This window comes from Kitasatospora sp. NPDC051914 (assembly GCF_040680995.1).
Lineage (GTDB): Bacteria > Actinomycetota > Actinomycetes > Streptomycetales > Streptomycetaceae > Kitasatospora.
The window spans coordinates 17,437-33,211 of record NZ_JBFAXX010000051.1; the positions used below are offsets into that span (position 1 = coordinate 17,437).

Genomic DNA, 15,775 nt, shown 5'->3' on the forward strand with positions numbered 1-15,775 from the left:
GCGCCGTTCCGTACCGAATCGGGCGCGCACTTCTCCACGGCGTCCAATCCGGTCGGCCGGTCCGCCGCCCTACCGTGGGCTGGTATCCACCACCCGAGGAAAGGGCCGGTACGACCGTGACCACCACCCATGAGTTCTGGCTGGCCGGCCGCCGGGCGAGCGGCGACGCGGACTTCGAGGTCCGCCACTCGTTCGACGGCAGCCTGGTCGGCAAGGTCAGCGTCCCCACCGACGCGCAGGTCGAGGAGGCGGTCGCCGCCGCCGCCGCGGTCGCCCCGGCCTTCGCCGCCACCCCCGCGCACGTCCGCGCGGCCGCGCTGGACCACGTGTCCAAGCGGCTGGCCGAGCGCGCCGAGGAGATCGCCCGGCTGATCACCGCCGAGAACGGCAAGCCGATCAAGTGGGCGCGCGGCGAGGTCGGCCGTGCCGTCTCGGTGTTCCGCTGGGCCGCCGAGGAGGCGCGCCGCACCAACGGCGAGACCATGCGCCTGGACACCGACCCGGGCGGCACGGGCCGCTTCGCGGTGGTGCGCCGCTTCCCCAAGGGCGTGGTGCTGGGCATCGCCCCGTTCAACTTCCCGCTGAACCTGGTGGCGCACAAGGTCGCCCCGGCGATCGCGGTCGGTGCCCCGATCATCCTCAAGCCGGCCCCGGCCACCCCGATCTCGGCGCTCGTCCTCGGCGAGATCCTGGCCGAGACCGACCTGCCGGCCGGTTCCTGGAGCGTCCTGCCGGTGCCGAACGAGAAGATGCCGGCCCTCGTCCAGGACGAGCGCCTGCCGGTCGTCTCCTTCACCGGTTCCGACAAGGTCGGCTACCAGATCATGGACTCGGTGCCGCGCAAGCACGTCACCCTGGAGCTCGGCGGCAACGCCGCCGCGGTGGTCCTCGCCGACTGGTCCTCCGAGGCCGACCTCGACTGGGCGGCCACCCGGATCGCGATGTTCTCCAACTACCAGGGCGGCCAGTCCTGCATCTCCGTGCAGCGCGTGATCGCCGACGCCTCGGTGTACGACGCGCTGGTGGAGAAGGTCGTCGCCAAGGTGGAGGCCCAGGTCACCGGCGACCCCTCGGACGACGCGGTGGACGTGGGCCCGCTGGTCGACGAGAAGGCCGCCGAGCGCGTCGAGGCGTGGGTGGACGACGCCGTCGCCAAGGGCGCCAAGGTGCTCACCGGCGGCACCCGCGAGGGCGCCGCGTACGCGCCGACCGTGCTCGCGGACCTGCCCTCCGACGCGATCCTCGCCACCGCCGAGGTCTTCGGCCCGGTGCTCTCGCTGCACAGGGTGAACTCCACCGACGAGGCCTTCGCCGCGGTCAACGACTCCGCCTTCGGCCTGCAGGCCGGCGTGTTCACCCACGACGTGCAGACCGCCTTCCGCGCCCACCGCGAGCTGCAGGTCGGCGGCGTCATCATCGGTGACGCACCGTCCTACCGCGCCGACCAGATGCCGTACGGCGGCGTGAAGGACTCCGGCGTCGGCCGCGAGGGCGTGAAGTACGCGATGGACGACTTCACCTACGAGCGCGTCCTGGTGCTGACCGGCCTGGACCTCTGACGTCCTGCCGACCCGACGCCCCGTCACCGGCCTCCGGTGGCGGGGCGTTCGCCTGCCTTGACAGGCCCGGGGAGGGGGCGTAGTCCGGAAAGGGAGGAAGGGAGGTCGATCATGCTCGGCGACCTCATCGGAGAGGAACAGGCACAGATCACCGGCCAGCGGGTGGTCCGCAGCGACCACGGGCTGGCGCCCGTCGTGGAGACCTCGTTCACGGGCACCGGCCAGCTGCTCGGCGTCACCGTCCAGGACATGGGCAGCTACACCGGGCGGCTGCGCCCCGACGGCACGCTGTACGGCGAGGGCCAGGGGGTCATCATGAGCCCGACCGGCGCGCACGCCTCCTGGCAGGGCGGCGGCGTCGGCACGTTCACCGAGGGCGGCGGCACCAGCTGGCGCGGCACCATCGTCTACAGCAGCGACTCGCCGGAGTTCGCCGGCCTCAAGGGCGTCGCGGGCGCCTTCGAGTGGGAGGTCGGCGCGGACGGGAAGGCGGTCGGCAAGATCTGGGCCTGGAAGTAGCCGTACGGCACAACCCAGCGACCGGTACCACCGACCGCACGACACAATGGGGGGCATGAACTCGCTCGCCCACCCCCAGCTCCGCTTCACCCCGACGGTCCAGGACCCGGACGGCCCGAGGGAGCTGGTGATCCTCGGCTCCACCGGATCGATCGGCACCCAGGCCATCGACGTGGTGCTGCGCAACCCCGACCGGTTCCGCGTGGTGGCGCTGTCCGCCAACGGCGGCCGGGTCGAGCTGCTCGCCGAGCAGGCCCTGCAGCTCGGCGTCCGCGCGGTGGCGGTGGCCGACGAGGGCGCCCTCCCGGCGCTGCGCGAGGCGCTCGCGGCCAAGGCGGCCGGCCGGCCGCTGCCGGAGGTGCTGGCGGGCCCCGACGCGGCCGCGCAGCTCGCCGCCACGGAGTGCCACTCGGTGCTCAACGGCATCACCGGATCGATCGGCCTGCGGCCGACCCTGGCGGCGCTGGAGGCGGGCCGGGTGCTGGTGCTCGCCAACAAGGAGTCGCTGATCGTCGGCGGCCCGCTGGTGAAGGCCGTGGCCGCGCCCGGCCAGATCGTGCCGGTCGACTCCGAGCACGCGGCGCTGTTCCAGGCGCTGGCCGGCGGCACCCGGGCCGAGGTCCGCAAGCTGGTGGTGACCGCGAGCGGCGGCCCGTTCCGCGGCCGCAGCCGGGCCGAGCTGGCCGGGGTGACCCCGGCCGACGCGCTCGCCCACCCGACCTGGGCGATGGGCCCGGTGGTGACGATCAACTCGGCGACCCTGGTCAACAAGGGCCTGGAGGTCATCGAGGCGCACCTGCTCTACGACGTGCCCTTCGACCGGATCGAGGTCGTGGTGCACCCCCAGTCGGTCGTCCACTCGATGGTCGAATTCACCGACGGCTCGACGCTCGCCCAGGCCAGCCCGCCGGACATGCGGATGCCGATCGCGCTCGGCCTCGGCTGGCCGGACCGCGTCCCTGACTCCGCCCCCGCCTGCGACTGGACGAAGGCCGCGACCTGGGAGTTCTTCCCGCTGGACGACGAGGCCTTCCCCGCCGTGGCGCTCGCCCGCGAGGTCGGTACGCTCGGCGGCACCGCCCCCGCCGTCTTCAACGCGGCCAACGAGGAGTGCGTGGCCGCCTTCCTCGACGGCCGGCTGCCCTTCACCGGGATCGTGGACACTGTGGCGAAGGTCGTCGCCGAGCACGGCACCCCCGCGCGGGGAACTTCGCTCACCGTCGCGGACGTCCTCCACGCGGAGGACTGGGCCCGGGCCCGGGCCCGCGAGCTGGCGGCGGGCTGACGACGGACGGCGAGCGGAGCGGCGACGGCATGGCGGAGGGCGAGCGGTGAACAATCTGATGTGGGTGCTCGGCATCCTGATCTTCCTGGTCGGGCTGCTGTTCTCGATCGCGTGGCACGAGCTGGGGCACCTGTCCACCGCCAAGATGTTCAAGATCCGCGTCCCGCAGTACATGGTCGGCTTCGGCCCGACCGTCTGGTCCCGCAAGAAGGGCGAGACCGAGTACGGCATCAAGGCGATCCCGCTCGGCGGCTACATCCGGATGATCGGCATGTTCCCGCCGGGCGCGGACGGCCGGGTCACCAAGCGCAGCAGCTCGCCCTGGCGCACCATGATCGAGGACGCCCGGGAGGCCTCCTACGAGGAGCTGCAGCCCGGCGACGAGCACCGGCTCTTCTACACCCGCAAGCCCTGGCAGCGGGTGATCGTGATGTTCGCCGGCCCGTTCATGAACCTGATCCTGTCGGTGGTGCTGTTCCTGTTCCTGTTCATGGGCATGGGCGTGCAGACCGCGGTGCCGACCGTCTCCACCGTCAGCCAGTGCGTGGTGAAGGCCGGCCAGCCGACCGACACCTGCCCCGCCGACGCGCCCAAGTCCCCGGCCAACGTCGCCGGGCTGCGGGCCGGCGACCGCTTCGTCTCCTTCGACGGCGACGAGATCCGCAGCTACAAGCAGCTCCAGGCGGACATCCGCAAGTCGCCGGGCAAGCAGGTCCCGATCGTCGTCGAGCGGGGCGGCCAGCGGCTGACCCTGACCGCCGACATCACCAGCAACACCGTGAACCCGGTCGACGAGGACGGCCGCACCGTCAAGGGCGACCCGGTCACCGCCGGCTTCCTCGGCTTCACCCCGACCACCGGCGTCGTCCGGATGAGCTTCGGCGAGTCCACCCACGAGATGTACGCGATGGCCGAGCACGGCGTCTCCTCGCTGGTCGCCCTGCCCGGCAAGGTCCCCGGCCTGTGGCACGCCGTCGTCGACGGCACCCCCCGCTCCACCGACGACCCGATCGGCATGGTCGGCGCGGCCCGGCTCGGCGGCGACGTCTTCGCGATGGACATCCCGGCCACCCAGCAGATCGCCTTCTTCGTCCAGCTGCTGGCCGGCATCAACCTCTCGCTCTTCCTGTTCAACATGCTGCCGCTGCTGCCGCTGGACGGCGGGCACATCGCCGGCGCGGTCTGGGAGTCGGTGCGCCGCCGCCTCGCCGGGCTGCTCAAGCGGCCCGACCCGGGCCCGTTCGACGTCGCCAAGCTGATGCCCTTCGCCTACGTCGTCGCGACGGTCTTCATCTGCTTCACCGTCCTGGTCATGGCCGCCGACGTGGTCAACCCGGTCAAACTGAACTGACCGACCGCCCGCGCCCCCGGGCCCGCACCGGCGCGGCCGGATGTGCTGGGGCGCACGGGCGTGCCGTACCGTTGTGTGCCGGGCGTGTCCTCGTGGACGCGCCCGGCCCGGCCAGAGCAAACCGGCCGGCTCACCGACCTCACCCAGGGGAACCCTGCGCACATGTCCGCGATCTCGCTCGGTATTCCGTCCCTGCCGCTCAAGCCGCTCGCCAAGCGCCGCTACTCGCGTCAGATCATGGTCGGCAACGTTCCGGTCGGCGGCGACGCCCCGGTCTCGGTCCAGTCGATGACCACCACGCTGACCTCCGACGTCAACGCCACCCTCCAGCAGATCGCGCAGCTCACCGCCTCCGGCTGCCAGATCGTCCGGGTCGCCGTCCCCTCCCAGGACGACGCCGACGCGCTGCCGATCATCGCCAAGAAGTCGCAGATCCCGGTGATCGCCGACATCCACTTCCAGCCGAAGTACGTCTTCGCCGCGATCGAGGCCGGCTGCGCCGCCGTCCGGGTGAACCCCGGCAACATCAAGGCCTTCGACGACAAGGTCGGCGAGATCGCCAAGGCCGCCAAGGACGCCGGCGTCCCGATCCGGATCGGCGTCAACGCCGGCTCGCTCGACAAGCGCCTGCTGGAGAAGTACGGCCGGGCCACCCCCGAGGCGCTGGTCGAGTCCGCGCTGTGGGAGTGCTCGCTCTTCGAGGAGCACGACTTCCGCGACATCAAGATCTCGGTCAAGCACAACGACCCGGTCGTGATGATCGACGCCTACCGGCAGCTCGCCGCGGCCTGCGACTACCCGCTGCACCTCGGCGTCACCGAGGCCGGCCCCGCCTTCCAGGGCACCATCAAGTCCGCCGTCGCCTTCGGCGCGCTGCTCTCCGAGGGCATCGGCGACACCATCCGGGTCTCCCTCTCCGCCCCGCCGGCCGAGGAGATCAAGGTCGGCATCCAGATCCTGGAGTCGCTGAACCTCCGCCAGCGCGGCCTGGAGATCGTCTCCTGCCCGTCCTGCGGCCGCGCCCAGGTCGACGTCTACAAGCTCGCCGAGGAGGTCACCGCCGGCCTCGAGGGCATGGAGGTGCCGCTGCGCGTCGCCGTCATGGGCTGCGTCGTCAACGGCCCCGGCGAGGCCCGCGAGGCCGACCTCGGCGTCGCCTCCGGCAACGGCAAGGGCCAGATCTTCGTCAAGGGCGAGGTCATCAAGACCGTCCCCGAGTCGAAGATCGTCGAGACCCTCATCGAGGAGGCGCTCAAGCTCGCCGAGCAGATGCAGGAGGAGGGCGTCGAGTCCGGCGCCCCGGTCGTGGTCGCCGCCGAGTGACCGGCGGCCGACGCTGACCCGGGCCGTCCGCACGGCCCCCGCTCCCCCGGTCTCCGGGGGAGCGGGGGTGTACGGACGGCCCTCGCGTTCCCTGCCGCGCCGCCCGGGGGAGTAGGGTGCGGCAGAAGTCCCGTGGGGCGTGTCTAGTGAGGTGCCTGTGCTCGATCGAGGTGTGATGCTCCCCGGCCCCTTCCAGGTCGCGCGTGCCCTGGCGGCCACCCGGGTGCTCGAGGCCCCGGATCTCGACGACGCCCTGGAGGTCCTGCACCGGGACCCGGTGGCCAACGCCTTCGTCGCCACCCGCGTCGAGGCGGTCGGCCTCGACCCGTGGCGGCTCGGCGGCGAGATGTGGGGCTGGTACGACGAGGACGGCCGGCTGGAGTCGCTCTGCTACGCGGGCGCCAACCTCGTCCTGGTCAACGCCGGCCCGGAGGCCGTCAGGGCCTTCGCCGAGCGCGCCCGCAGGCAGGGCCGCCGCTGCTCCTCGATCGTGGGCCCGGCAGGGCCCACGGCCGCCCTCTGGGCGCTCCTGGAGCGCAGCTGGGGCCCCGCCCGGGACGTCCGCGCCCACCAGCCGCTGATGGCCGCCACCGAGCCCTCCGCCGAGATCGAGCCGGACCCGCTGGTACGGCGGGTGCTGCGCAACGAGATCGAGACGCTGATGCCCGCCTGCGTCGCGATGTTCACCGAGGAGGTCGGCATCTCCCCGCTGGCCGGCGACGGCGGCCTGCTCTACCAGGCCCGGGTCGCCGAGCTGATCTCCGCCGGCCGCTCCTTCGCCCGCTTCTCCGAGGACGGCGAGGTGCTCTTCAAGGCGGAGATCGGCGCGGTCACCGAGGGCGCCTGCCAGATCCAGGGCGTCTGGGTGGCTCCGGAGCACCGTGGCAAGGGCCTTTCCAAGGCCGGCATGGCCGCCGTCCTCGACATCGCGCTGCGCGAGGTCGCCCCCGTGGTCTCGCTCTACGTGAACGACTTCAACCTGCGTGCCAGGGCCTCCTACCGGCGGGTCGGTTTCACCGAGGTCGGCGCCTTCATGAGCGTCCTGTTCTGACCCTCCCCGGGAGGCCGGGCAGATCCCGGTCTTCGCAGGTCACGGCGGGCCCCGGAGTAGTAACGTCCCGGTCATGGAGCAGCTCACCGAGGTGACGATCGAGGTCATCGATTTGGCGGCCTGGGCGCCGTACGCGCTGGAGGTCCAGGCGCTGGCCTTCGGGCTGACGCCCGAGGAGGTGGCGGTGCGGCTGCACATCGTCGGACGGCACGCCCAGCAGCCGGGCGTGGACGCACTCGGGGCGATGAGCGGCGGCCGGCTGGTCGGCTTCGGCTACGGCATGCCCAACTCGCGCGAGCACTGGTGGTCCACCGTCATCCAGCCCTACCTGGAGGCCGGCGGCCACGGCGACTGGCTGGACGGCGTCTTCGCCGTCACCGAGCTGCACGTGCTGCCCGCCTACCAGGGCCGGGGCCTGGGCAGTGCGCTGATCCGCGGCCTGTGCGAGCGCTCCGGCAAGGACCGCAGCATCCTGTCGGCCATCGACGCGGAGACCCCGGCCCGCCGGCTCTACCGCTCCCTCGGCTACCGCGACCTGGCCCGCGCCGTGCGCTTCCCCAACACCGTCCGCCCGTACGCGGTGATGGGCGCCCGGCTGCCGCTGGCCGCGGTTCACAGCCAGGCGGCGAACTCCAGGTAGAGCTCGGCCGCCTCGCGGTCGCCCACCGAGAGGCTCCACAGGCCGGCCTCCACGGTGCGGAACAGCGTCCAGCCGCGCAGCCGGTCCCGGTCGACCTCGACCGCGTCGGAGAGCTGGTGCAGTCGGCGCCGGACGGCCGCGCGCGGGCCGGGGGAGCCGGCCAGGGTGTCCATCCGGTCCCGGGCGAGCCAGGCGAGGTCCCAGGCGCGCTCGCCGACCACCGGCTTGGGGTCGATCGCCAGCCAGGGGGAGCGATCGGCGGCGAGGACGTTGCCGTGGTGGAAGTCGCCGTGCAGCAGGAAGCGCTCGGGCTCGGAGGCGATCAGCCCGGCGGCCGTCTCCAGCGCCTCGTCGACCAGGGCCGAGGCGTCGGCCGCGCCGGGCAGCGCCCGCCGCTCGCCCATCCGCCCGGACATGCCGGCCGCGACGTCGACGACCAGCCGGAACGGGTGCCCCTCGGCCGGCGGCACCCACAGCCGGTGCAGCAGGGCGGTGGCCTCCAGCATCGCCTTGGCCTCGGCGAGCGAGCGCAGCGGGATGTCGCCGTGCAGCCGCTCCAGCAGCAGCACCCCGGCCTCCGGGTCTGCGTCGGTCATCAGGACGGCTCCGCGGCCCGCCCAGTGCCGCAGTGCGGCGTGCTCCTGCGCGGTCTCCTCGGTCACCAGCCCGACCTTGAGCACGGCCGGCGCCAGGTCGTCGTCCCGGTGCACGTAGCCGACCAGGCTGATCAGCCCGCCCGGGTCGGCGATCCGCTCCAGGGTCAGCCCCCAGCGGTCCAGGTACTCGGCGACCAGGTCGGGCAGCGCCGCCAGCCAGGCCCGTCCGGCCTCGCCCTCCCAGGCCTGCACGGTGTCCGCGAGCCGCTCGGGAATGGTGATCTGCTGCCCTGGCAGTGCCGACATGGTGGCCTCTCGCTCGGTGCGCCCGGGGGTGGTGCCGCCCGCCCATTGTCGGCCATGGGAGGGAAGCCGCTGGTCAGGTGCTCGGTGACGCGCTGGCGCCCGCGGTCGTGCTCGCCCCGTCGGAGGCACCCGTGCCGGGCAGTCCGGGCAGCGCGGACAGGTCGGCGCCCCACTGCGCGGCCCGCAGCGCGGTCTCCCGGAGCGCGGTCGCCGCGGTCTGCCGCAGCGCCCCGGTGGTCGCCGCGACGGCATCGACCCAGACGGCGGTCAGCTGGATCTCGATGTGGGCGGCGAGCCGCCCGCCGCCGTCCGCGTCGGTGACCGCGAACGGGAGCCGGTAGCCGGCCGCCGCGGCGGTGGGGGTGCTGCCCGCGTCCTCGAGCAGCCGCTGCAGGGCGTCGCGGCGTGCCTGGTGGGCGGTGTAGCCGGCGCGGGCGCTGTCGCGCTGCGGACCGGTGGCCGTCCGGGCGCCGACCACGCCGTAGCCGTAGACGGCCGCGTGCTCGGCGGCGAGGGCGGCCTGCAGGGCGCCCGTGGCGCCGCTCGGCAGCGGGGCCGGGCGGCTGCTCGCGGCTCCGGAGGCGGAGGTCTGCGGGGAGGCCTGGGCGGTGACCGGCCCGGATGCCGTGGCGGAGGCCGAGGCGGACCCGGAGGCCGTGGTGCCCGTGGAGGGGGCAGGTGCGGGGGCGGTGACCGGCCCGCTGTCGCCGAGGGCGCGGGCGTGCAGCGCCCCGGAGGCCGCGACCGCGGCGAGCAGCCGGGCCAGGTCGGGGGAGGCGGCCTCCAGGTCGGCCAGCCGGGCGGCGGCGGTGCGCCGCTCGGCGGCGGCCAGCTCCGCCACCGACGCCGCCACCGACGCCGCCGCCGGGACGGCGGCCGGACCGGACGGGGTGGCGGAGCCGGAGGCCGGGGCGGAGCCGGAGGGCACGGCCGAGGGCAGTCCGGCGGCGAGCGCGGCCCGGTGCTCCTCGACGTCGGCGCGCAGGTCGTGCAGGGTGTCGGCCCGGTCGGTGCCGGGCCCGGCGAGCACCGCGTCGTAGGAGGCGAGCAGCGCGTCGGTGGCGGCCACCGCCCGGCGGCGCAGCGGGAGGTCGGGGTCGGGGCGGCCGCGGTCCGGGTCCCGGTGGTCCTCGGTGCAGCCGGACACCAGCAGCGCGCCGGTCAGCGCGCCGAGGGCCAGGACGGTCCGCCGGGTGGGGGACGGCATCGGCGTGCTCCCGCTCGTTCGTACGGGGCCGGATGCCCCGAGGTCACGGTGCATCATGGCAGGGCGTGTTCGAGACCGGACCGGCGTGCGTCCGAACGGCCGGATGTGAGCTTGCTCGCAGCACGGGGCTGTCACCCGGGCGGGCGGCACGGTCGGAATCGGCGGTTGCCGGGTGGACCGGATAGGCTGCGCGATGAGTTAGCACCTGACAACAGCAGACGCGGCCGAGGAGTCACCCGGATGAGCACCCCCCAGATCGACCGGCTGCGTGCGCTGCTGGAACCCCTGGCCGCCGAGGCGGGCCTCGACCTGGAGGACGTCAGGATCACTCAGGCGGGCAGCCGCCGCCAGGTCCAGATCGACGTGGACGCCGACGGCGGCGTGGACCTCGACGCGATCGCCGAATTCAGCCGCGAGGTCGGCCGGGCGCTGGACGACTCCGACCTGATGGGCAGCGCGCCCTACCTGCTGGAGGTCGGCTCGCCGGGTGCGGAGCGCCCGCTCGTGCTGCCCCGCCACTGGGCCCGCGCCGAGGGCCGGCTGGCGAAGATCCAGCTGGCCGAGGGCGGCGAGATCACCGCCCGGGTGCTGGAGAGCGACGAGGAGGGTGCACTCGTCGAGGTGCAGCCGGTCAAGGGGCGGGGCCGTCCCAAGGAGCGCCGGCTGGACTTCGCCGAGATCGCCAAGGCCCGGGTGCAGGTCGAGTTCAACCGCAAGGACGACGCGCTGCTCGACGAGGCCGGCGAGGACGTCGTCGACACGGACGACGCGGACGACGCCGGCGACGACGGCTCGCACGACGCGTAGTCGGGGTCCGGCCCCGATCATGAATCTGAAGAGAGAAGAAGAGGAGGCGTAGCCGTGGACATCGACATGAGCGCCCTGCGTGGGCTGGTTACCGAGAAGGGCGTTCCGTTCGACCTGCTGGTCGAGTCGATCGAGTCGGCGCTCCTCATCGCGTACCACCGCACCGAGGGCTCGCGCCGCAGGGCGCGGGTCGAGCTGAACCGCAAGACCGGCCACGTGACCGTCTGGGCGCTGGAGGACGCCGCCGAGCTGGAGGAGGGCGTCGAGCCCAAGGAGTTCGACGACACCCCGAGCGGCTTCGGCCGGATCGCCGCGTCCACCGCCAAGCAGGTCATCCTGCAGCGCCTGCGGGACGCCGCCGACGACCAGACCTTCGGCGAGTACGCGGGCAAGGAGGGCGACATCGTGACCGGTGTCGTCCAGCAGGGCAACGACCCGAAGAACATCCTGGTCGACATCGGCAAGCTGGAGGCGATCCTGCCCCCGCAGGAGCAGGTGCCGGGCGAGGAGTACAAGCACGGCACCCGGCTGCGCTGCTACGTGGTCGGTGTGCGCCGCGGCGTCCGCGGCCCGTCGGTGACGCTGTCGCGCACCCACCCGAACCTGGTGAAGCGCCTGTTCGCGCTGGAGGTGCCGGAGATCGCGGACGGCTCGGTGGAGATCGCCGCGATCGCCCGTGAGGCCGGCCACCGCACCAAGATCGCGGTGTGGTCGCGCAAGCAGGGCCTGAACGCCAAGGGGGCCTGCATCGGCCCGATGGGCGGCCGTGTGCGCAACGTCATGGCCGAGCTGCACGGCGAGAAGATCGACATCGTCGATTTCTCGGAGGACCCGGCCGAGATGGTCGCCGCCGCGCTGTCGCCCGCCCGGGTGACCAAGGTGGAGATCGTGGACTACGCGCAGCGCTCCGCACGGGTGATCGTGCCTGACTACCAGCTGTCGCTGGCGATCGGCAAGGAGGGCCAGAACGCCCGCCTGGCCGCCCGTCTGACGGGCTGGCGGATCGACATCCGGCCGGACACCGAGGCCCCCGCCGGGGAATCCCCGGCCCGGTAGTCCGCGTTGTAGCAGTCCCGCGGTGATCGGCGGGGCGGCGCCATGTCCCATCGGAGGGGTAGACTTGAGGTTGTCTGGCCGGACGCATGTCCGCGCATGCCCTGAACGCACCTGCGTGGGCTGCCGCAAGCGCGCGGCCAAGCATGAGCTGCTGCGTGTCGTGGCGGTCGAGGGCATCTGCGTCCCCGATCTCCGCGGCGCACTGCCGGGGCGGGGTGCACATCTGCATCCCGATCCCGCCTGCCTCGACCTCGCGGTCCGCCGTCGGGCGTTCCCCAGGGCCTTCCGGCTCCAGGGTCCGCTCGACACCGATGCACTGCGGTCATACGTCGAGCAGCGGGCGGGCGCGGCCCCGGCGTCCTGAATCCTCAGGCGCGGCGGAGCACCGCAGGAAGTGCGCGGCACACGTTCGTCGTGTGCGGCGCGAAACGTCAGGTACCTCGCGAGATGGAAGTAGGTCGAGATTGCGATGAGCACTCGATGAGTACGCGATGAGTACGCCCATGAAGTAGCGACAGTCCGGCGGACGATGACCCCGGACGGATAGACAGGAGCGAAGTGGCTAAGGTCCGGGTATACGAGCTCGCCAAGGAACTTGGCTTGGAGAGCAAGGCCGTCATGGCCAAGCTCACCGAGCTCGGTGAGTTCGTGCGTTCGGCGTCCTCGACGATCGAGGCGCCGGTCGTTCGCAAGTTGACTGACGCTTTGGGAGCGACGCCGCCTGCCGGTGGTTCCTCCGCGAAGCCTGGCCCGCGGAAGCCCGCGGCGCCCCAGCCCGCCGGCGGTGCCGGCGCGGCTGCACCCAAGCCGGGTGCGCCCACCCCCGGCCCGCGTCCCACCGTGACGCCGGGCCCCCGTCCTACCCCCGCCGCCGCGGCACCCTCCGCGCCGGCCGCCCCCGCGGCTGCCCGCCCGGGCGGCGCGCCGACGCCGGGCCCGCGCCCGGCGGCCCGCCCGGCCGCGCCCGCCGCTCCTGCGGCGCCGGCGGCCGAGTTCTCCTCCCCGGCCCCGGCCGGCGAGGCCCGTGAGTCCCGTCCGGCCGCTCCGCGTCCGGCCAACCCCGCGGCCCGTCCGGGCCCGCGTCCGGCCGGCCCGCGTCCGGGCAACAACCCCTTCACGTCCAGCAACACCGGCATGGCCCGTCCCGGCGAGCGCCGTCAGGGCGGTCCCGGTGCCGGTGCGCCGCGTCCCGGTGGCGACCGTCCGCGTCCGGGTGCCGGTGCTCCCGGTGCGGGTGCCCCCCGTCCGGGTGGTGCCCCGCGTCCGGGTGCTCCCGGTGCCGGTGCCGGTGCGCCGCGTCCCGGTGGCGACCGTCCGCGTCCGGGTGCCGGTGGCCCCGGTGCGGGCGCTCCGCGTCCCGGTGGCGCTCCGCGTCCGGACGGGCTGCCCCGTCCCGCCGCGCCGCGTCCCGGCGGCCCGAGCCCCGCGGGCATGCCCCGTCCGAACCCCGGCATGATGCCGCAGCGTCCGGCCGGTCCGGGCCCGCGTCCGGGCCCGCGCCCGGGTGGCGGCCCCGGTGCCCGTCCGGGTGGCGGCGCCGGTGGCGGCCGTCCCGGCTTCGCCGGTCGTCCGGCCGGTCCGGGCTCGCGTCCGGCGGGCGGCGGCTTCGGCGGCCCGCGTCCGGGCGGTGGCGCCGGCGGCGGTGGCGGCTTCGGTGGCGGCGGTGCCCGTCCCGGTGGCTTCGGCGGCCGTCCCGGCGGTCCGGGTGGCCGTGGTGGCACGCAGGGTGCCTTCGGCCGCGGCCCCGGTGGCCGTCCGGCCCGTGGTCGCAAGTCGAAGCGGGCGAAGCGCCAGGAGTACGAGGCCATGCAGGCCCCGTCCGTCGGCGGTGTGATGCTGCCCCGCGGCAACGGACAGACCGTCCGCCTGTCGCGCGGTGCCTCCCTGACGGACTTCGCGGAGAAGATCAACGCCAACCCGGCGGCGCTCGTCTCGGTGATGTTCAACCTGGGCGAGATGGTCACCGCGACCCAGTCGGTCTCCGACGCCACCCTCGAGCTGCTGGCCGGCGAGATGGGCTTCGTGCTGGAGATCGTCAGCCGTGAGGACGAGGACCGCGAGCTGCTCGAGTCCTTCGACATCGACTTCGGTGCCGACGAGGGCGACGAGGAGATGCTGGCGCCGCGTCCGCCGGTCGTGACCGTCATGGGTCACGTCGACCACGGCAAGACCCGCCTGCTCGACGCCATCCGCAAGACCAACGTGGTGGCGGGCGAGGCCGGCGGCATCACCCAGCACATCGGTGCGTACCAGGTGCAGACCGAGGTGAACGGCGAGGAGCGCCGCATCACCTTCCTGGACACCCCGGGTCACGAGGCGTTCTCCGCCATGCGTGCCCGTGGTGCCAAGTCCACCGACATCGCGATCCTGGTGGTCGCGGCCAACGACGGTGTCATGCCGCAGACGATCGAGGCGCTGAACCACGCCAAGGCCGCCGGTGTGCCGATCGTGGTCGCGGTCAACAAGATCGACGTCGAGGGTGCCGACCCGACCAAGGTCCGCGGTCAGCTGACCGAGTTCGGTCTGGTGGCCGAGGAGTACGGCGGCGACACCATGTTCGTCGACATCTCCGCCCGCCAGGGCCTGCACATCGACAGCCTGCTGGAGGCCGTGGTCCTCACCGCGGACGCCTCGCTCGACCTCCGGGCCAACCCGGAGCAGGACGCGCAGGGCATCGCGATCGAGGCCCACCTGGACAAGGGCCGCGGCGCCATGGCGACGCTGCTCGTCCAGCGCGGCACGCTCCGCGTCGGCGACTCGATCGTCGTGGGCGACGCCTACGGCCGCGTCCGCGCGATGCTGGACGAGAACGGCAACAGCCTCACCGAGGCCGGCCCGTCCCGTCCGGTCCTGCTCCTCGGTCTGACCTCGGTGCCCCGCGCCGGCGACAGCTTCATCGTCGTCGACGAGGACCGCACCGCCCGCCAGATCGCCGAGAAGCGCGCCGCCCGCGACCGCAACGCGTCCATGGCCCAGCGCCGTGTCCGCGTCTCGCTCGAGGGCCTGGAGGCCGCCCTGGCCGCCGGCTCCATCGAGAAGCTCAACCTCATCATCAAGGGTGACGTCTCCGGTTCGGTCGAGGCCCTCGAGGACGCCCTCGTCAAGCTGGACGTCGGCGACGAGGTCGAGCTGCGGATCCTGCACCGCGGTGTGGGTGCCATCACCGAGTCCGACGTGGACCTGGCGATGGGCTCGGACGCCATCATCATCGGCTTCAACGTGCGCGCCGAGGGGCGTGCCCGTACCGCGGCCGAGCGCGAGGGCGTCGACATCCGGTACTACTCGGTCATCTACCAGGCGATCGAGGAGATCGAGGCCGCGCTCAAGGGCCTGCTCAAGCCCGAGTACGAGGAGGTGCGCCTCGGCTCCGCGGAGATCCGCGAGGTGTTCCGCTCCTCCAAGTTCGGCAACATCGCCGGTGTACTGGTGCGCGAGGGCGTCATCCGCCGCAACGCCAAGGCCCGCCTGCTGCGCGACGGCAAGGTCGTGGCGGAGAACCTCAACATCGAGGGCCTGCGCCGCTTCAAGGACGACGCGACCGAGGTCCGCGAGGGCTTCGAGGCCGGTGTGACCCTGGGCTCGTACAACGACATCAAGATCGACGATGTCATCGAGACCTACGAGATGCGCGAGAAGCCGCGCTCGTAACGGCTCACGTCCGGGGCCGGTCGGCGGGTGTTAACCCGTCGACCGGCCCCGGTCTCGCTGTGTAGGGTCCTCGTACATCCCCCCGAGGGATCACTCCGAGGCCTTCAGGTCGGCTCTGACCTGCCCACACATGTTCGTAGGAACACTCACCTTCGACCTCCTCCTGGGCGATGTGCACTCGCTCAAGGAGAAGCGTTCGATCGTGCGGCCCATCGTGGCCGAGCTGCAGCGCAAGTACAGCGTGTGCGCTGCCGAAGTCGGGAACCAGGATCTGCACCGCCGGGCCGAGATCGGCCTCGCCGCGGTCTCCGGGGACGCCTCGTACGTCACCGAGATCCTGGACAGCTGTGAGCGGTTCGTCGCCGGCCGCCCCGAGGTGATGCTGCTCTCCGCACGGAGGCGCTACCACCACGACGACGACGAGTGA

14 protein-coding genes are annotated in these 15,775 nt (G+C 73.3%); 12 read left to right on the forward strand and 2 right to left on the reverse strand.

All coding sequences use genetic code 11. The annotated features are described in order from the left end of the window. Positions 1 to 116: 116 nt before the first annotated feature. The 7 genes from AB0M03_RS28685 (at position 117) to AB0M03_RS28715 (ending at position 7,728) form a co-directional block, all read left to right on the forward strand. Positions 117 to 1,559, forward strand: a complete 1,443-nt coding sequence (locus tag AB0M03_RS28685) for an aldehyde dehydrogenase family protein (protein WP_363496169.1) — start codon at positions 117 to 119, stop codon at positions 1,557 to 1,559. 111 nt (positions 1,560 to 1,670) lie between these two features. Continuing rightward, the gene (locus AB0M03_RS28690; protein WP_363496172.1) at positions 1,671 to 2,078 is read left to right on the forward strand and encodes a hypothetical protein; all 408 of its coding nucleotides are present in this window, start codon (positions 1,671 to 1,673) and stop codon (positions 2,076 to 2,078) included. Positions 2,079 to 2,133: 55 nt separating this feature from the next. Next, on the forward strand, positions 2,134 to 3,363 hold the full coding sequence (dxr, locus tag AB0M03_RS28695; protein WP_363496175.1) for a 1-deoxy-D-xylulose-5-phosphate reductoisomerase: 1,230 nt from the start codon (positions 2,134 to 2,136) through the stop codon (positions 3,361 to 3,363). Between the two features lie 46 nt (positions 3,364 to 3,409). After that, positions 3,410 to 4,714, forward strand: a complete 1,305-nt coding sequence (locus AB0M03_RS28700; protein WP_363496178.1) for a site-2 protease family protein — start codon at positions 3,410 to 3,412, stop codon at positions 4,712 to 4,714. A gap of 162 nt (positions 4,715 to 4,876) precedes the next feature. Then, positions 4,877 to 6,037 (forward strand): flavodoxin-dependent (E)-4-hydroxy-3-methylbut-2-enyl-diphosphate synthase, encoded by a 1,161-nt coding sequence (gene ispG / locus AB0M03_RS28705; protein ID WP_363496181.1) that lies wholly within the window; start codon positions 4,877 to 4,879, stop codon positions 6,035 to 6,037. Between the two features lie 175 nt (positions 6,038 to 6,212). Further along, a complete protein-coding gene (locus AB0M03_RS28710) occupies positions 6,213 to 7,088 on the forward strand; it encodes a GNAT family N-acetyltransferase (protein WP_363496277.1) in 876 nt (291 codons plus the stop codon). A 73-nt stretch (positions 7,089 to 7,161) separates the two neighbouring features. Beyond that, positions 7,162 to 7,728 (forward strand): GNAT family N-acetyltransferase, encoded by a 567-nt coding sequence (locus AB0M03_RS28715; RefSeq protein ID WP_363496184.1) that lies wholly within the window; start codon positions 7,162 to 7,164, stop codon positions 7,726 to 7,728. Here AB0M03_RS28715 and AB0M03_RS28720 read toward each other — a convergent pair. Both AB0M03_RS28720 and AB0M03_RS28725 read right to left on the reverse strand, forming a co-directional pair. Then, positions 7,701 to 8,630: an aminoglycoside phosphotransferase family protein gene (locus tag AB0M03_RS28720; RefSeq protein ID WP_363496187.1), complete on the reverse strand. Its 930-nt coding sequence runs from the start codon at positions 8,628 to 8,630 to the stop codon at positions 7,701 to 7,703. The two genes, AB0M03_RS28715 and AB0M03_RS28720, sit on opposite strands and share 28 nt — an antisense overlap. 73 nt (positions 8,631 to 8,703) lie before the next feature. After that, a complete protein-coding gene (locus AB0M03_RS28725; RefSeq protein ID WP_363496190.1) occupies positions 8,704 to 9,837 on the reverse strand; it encodes a ferritin-like domain-containing protein in 1,134 nt (377 codons plus the stop codon). 240 nt (positions 9,838 to 10,077) lie between these two features. Here AB0M03_RS28725 and rimP point away from each other — a divergent pair, with 240 nt between their 5' ends. The 5 genes from rimP to AB0M03_RS28750 all read left to right on the forward strand — a co-directional run bounded on the left by rimP (position 10,078) and on the right by AB0M03_RS28750 (position 15,775). Continuing rightward, positions 10,078 to 10,644, forward strand: coding sequence for a ribosome maturation factor RimP (gene rimP / locus AB0M03_RS28730; RefSeq protein ID WP_363496193.1), 567 nt, complete (start codon positions 10,078 to 10,080; stop codon positions 10,642 to 10,644). A 54-nt stretch (positions 10,645 to 10,698) separates the two neighbouring features. Next, positions 10,699 to 11,700, forward strand: a complete 1,002-nt coding sequence (nusA, locus tag AB0M03_RS28735; RefSeq protein WP_363496196.1) for a transcription termination factor NusA — start codon at positions 10,699 to 10,701, stop codon at positions 11,698 to 11,700. A gap of 70 nt (positions 11,701 to 11,770) precedes the next feature. Then, complete coding sequence (locus AB0M03_RS28740) at positions 11,771 to 12,064, forward strand: YlxR family protein (RefSeq protein WP_363496199.1); 294 nt, start codon at positions 11,771 to 11,773, stop codon at positions 12,062 to 12,064. Positions 12,065 to 12,258: 194 nt separating this feature from the next. Further along, entirely contained in the window at positions 12,259 to 15,348 is a 3,090-nt protein-coding gene (gene infB / locus AB0M03_RS28745) for a translation initiation factor IF-2 (protein WP_363496202.1), read from the forward strand. Between the two features lie 130 nt (positions 15,349 to 15,478). Next, entirely contained in the window at positions 15,479 to 15,775 is a 297-nt protein-coding gene (locus AB0M03_RS28750) for a DUF503 domain-containing protein (RefSeq protein ID WP_363496205.1), read from the forward strand.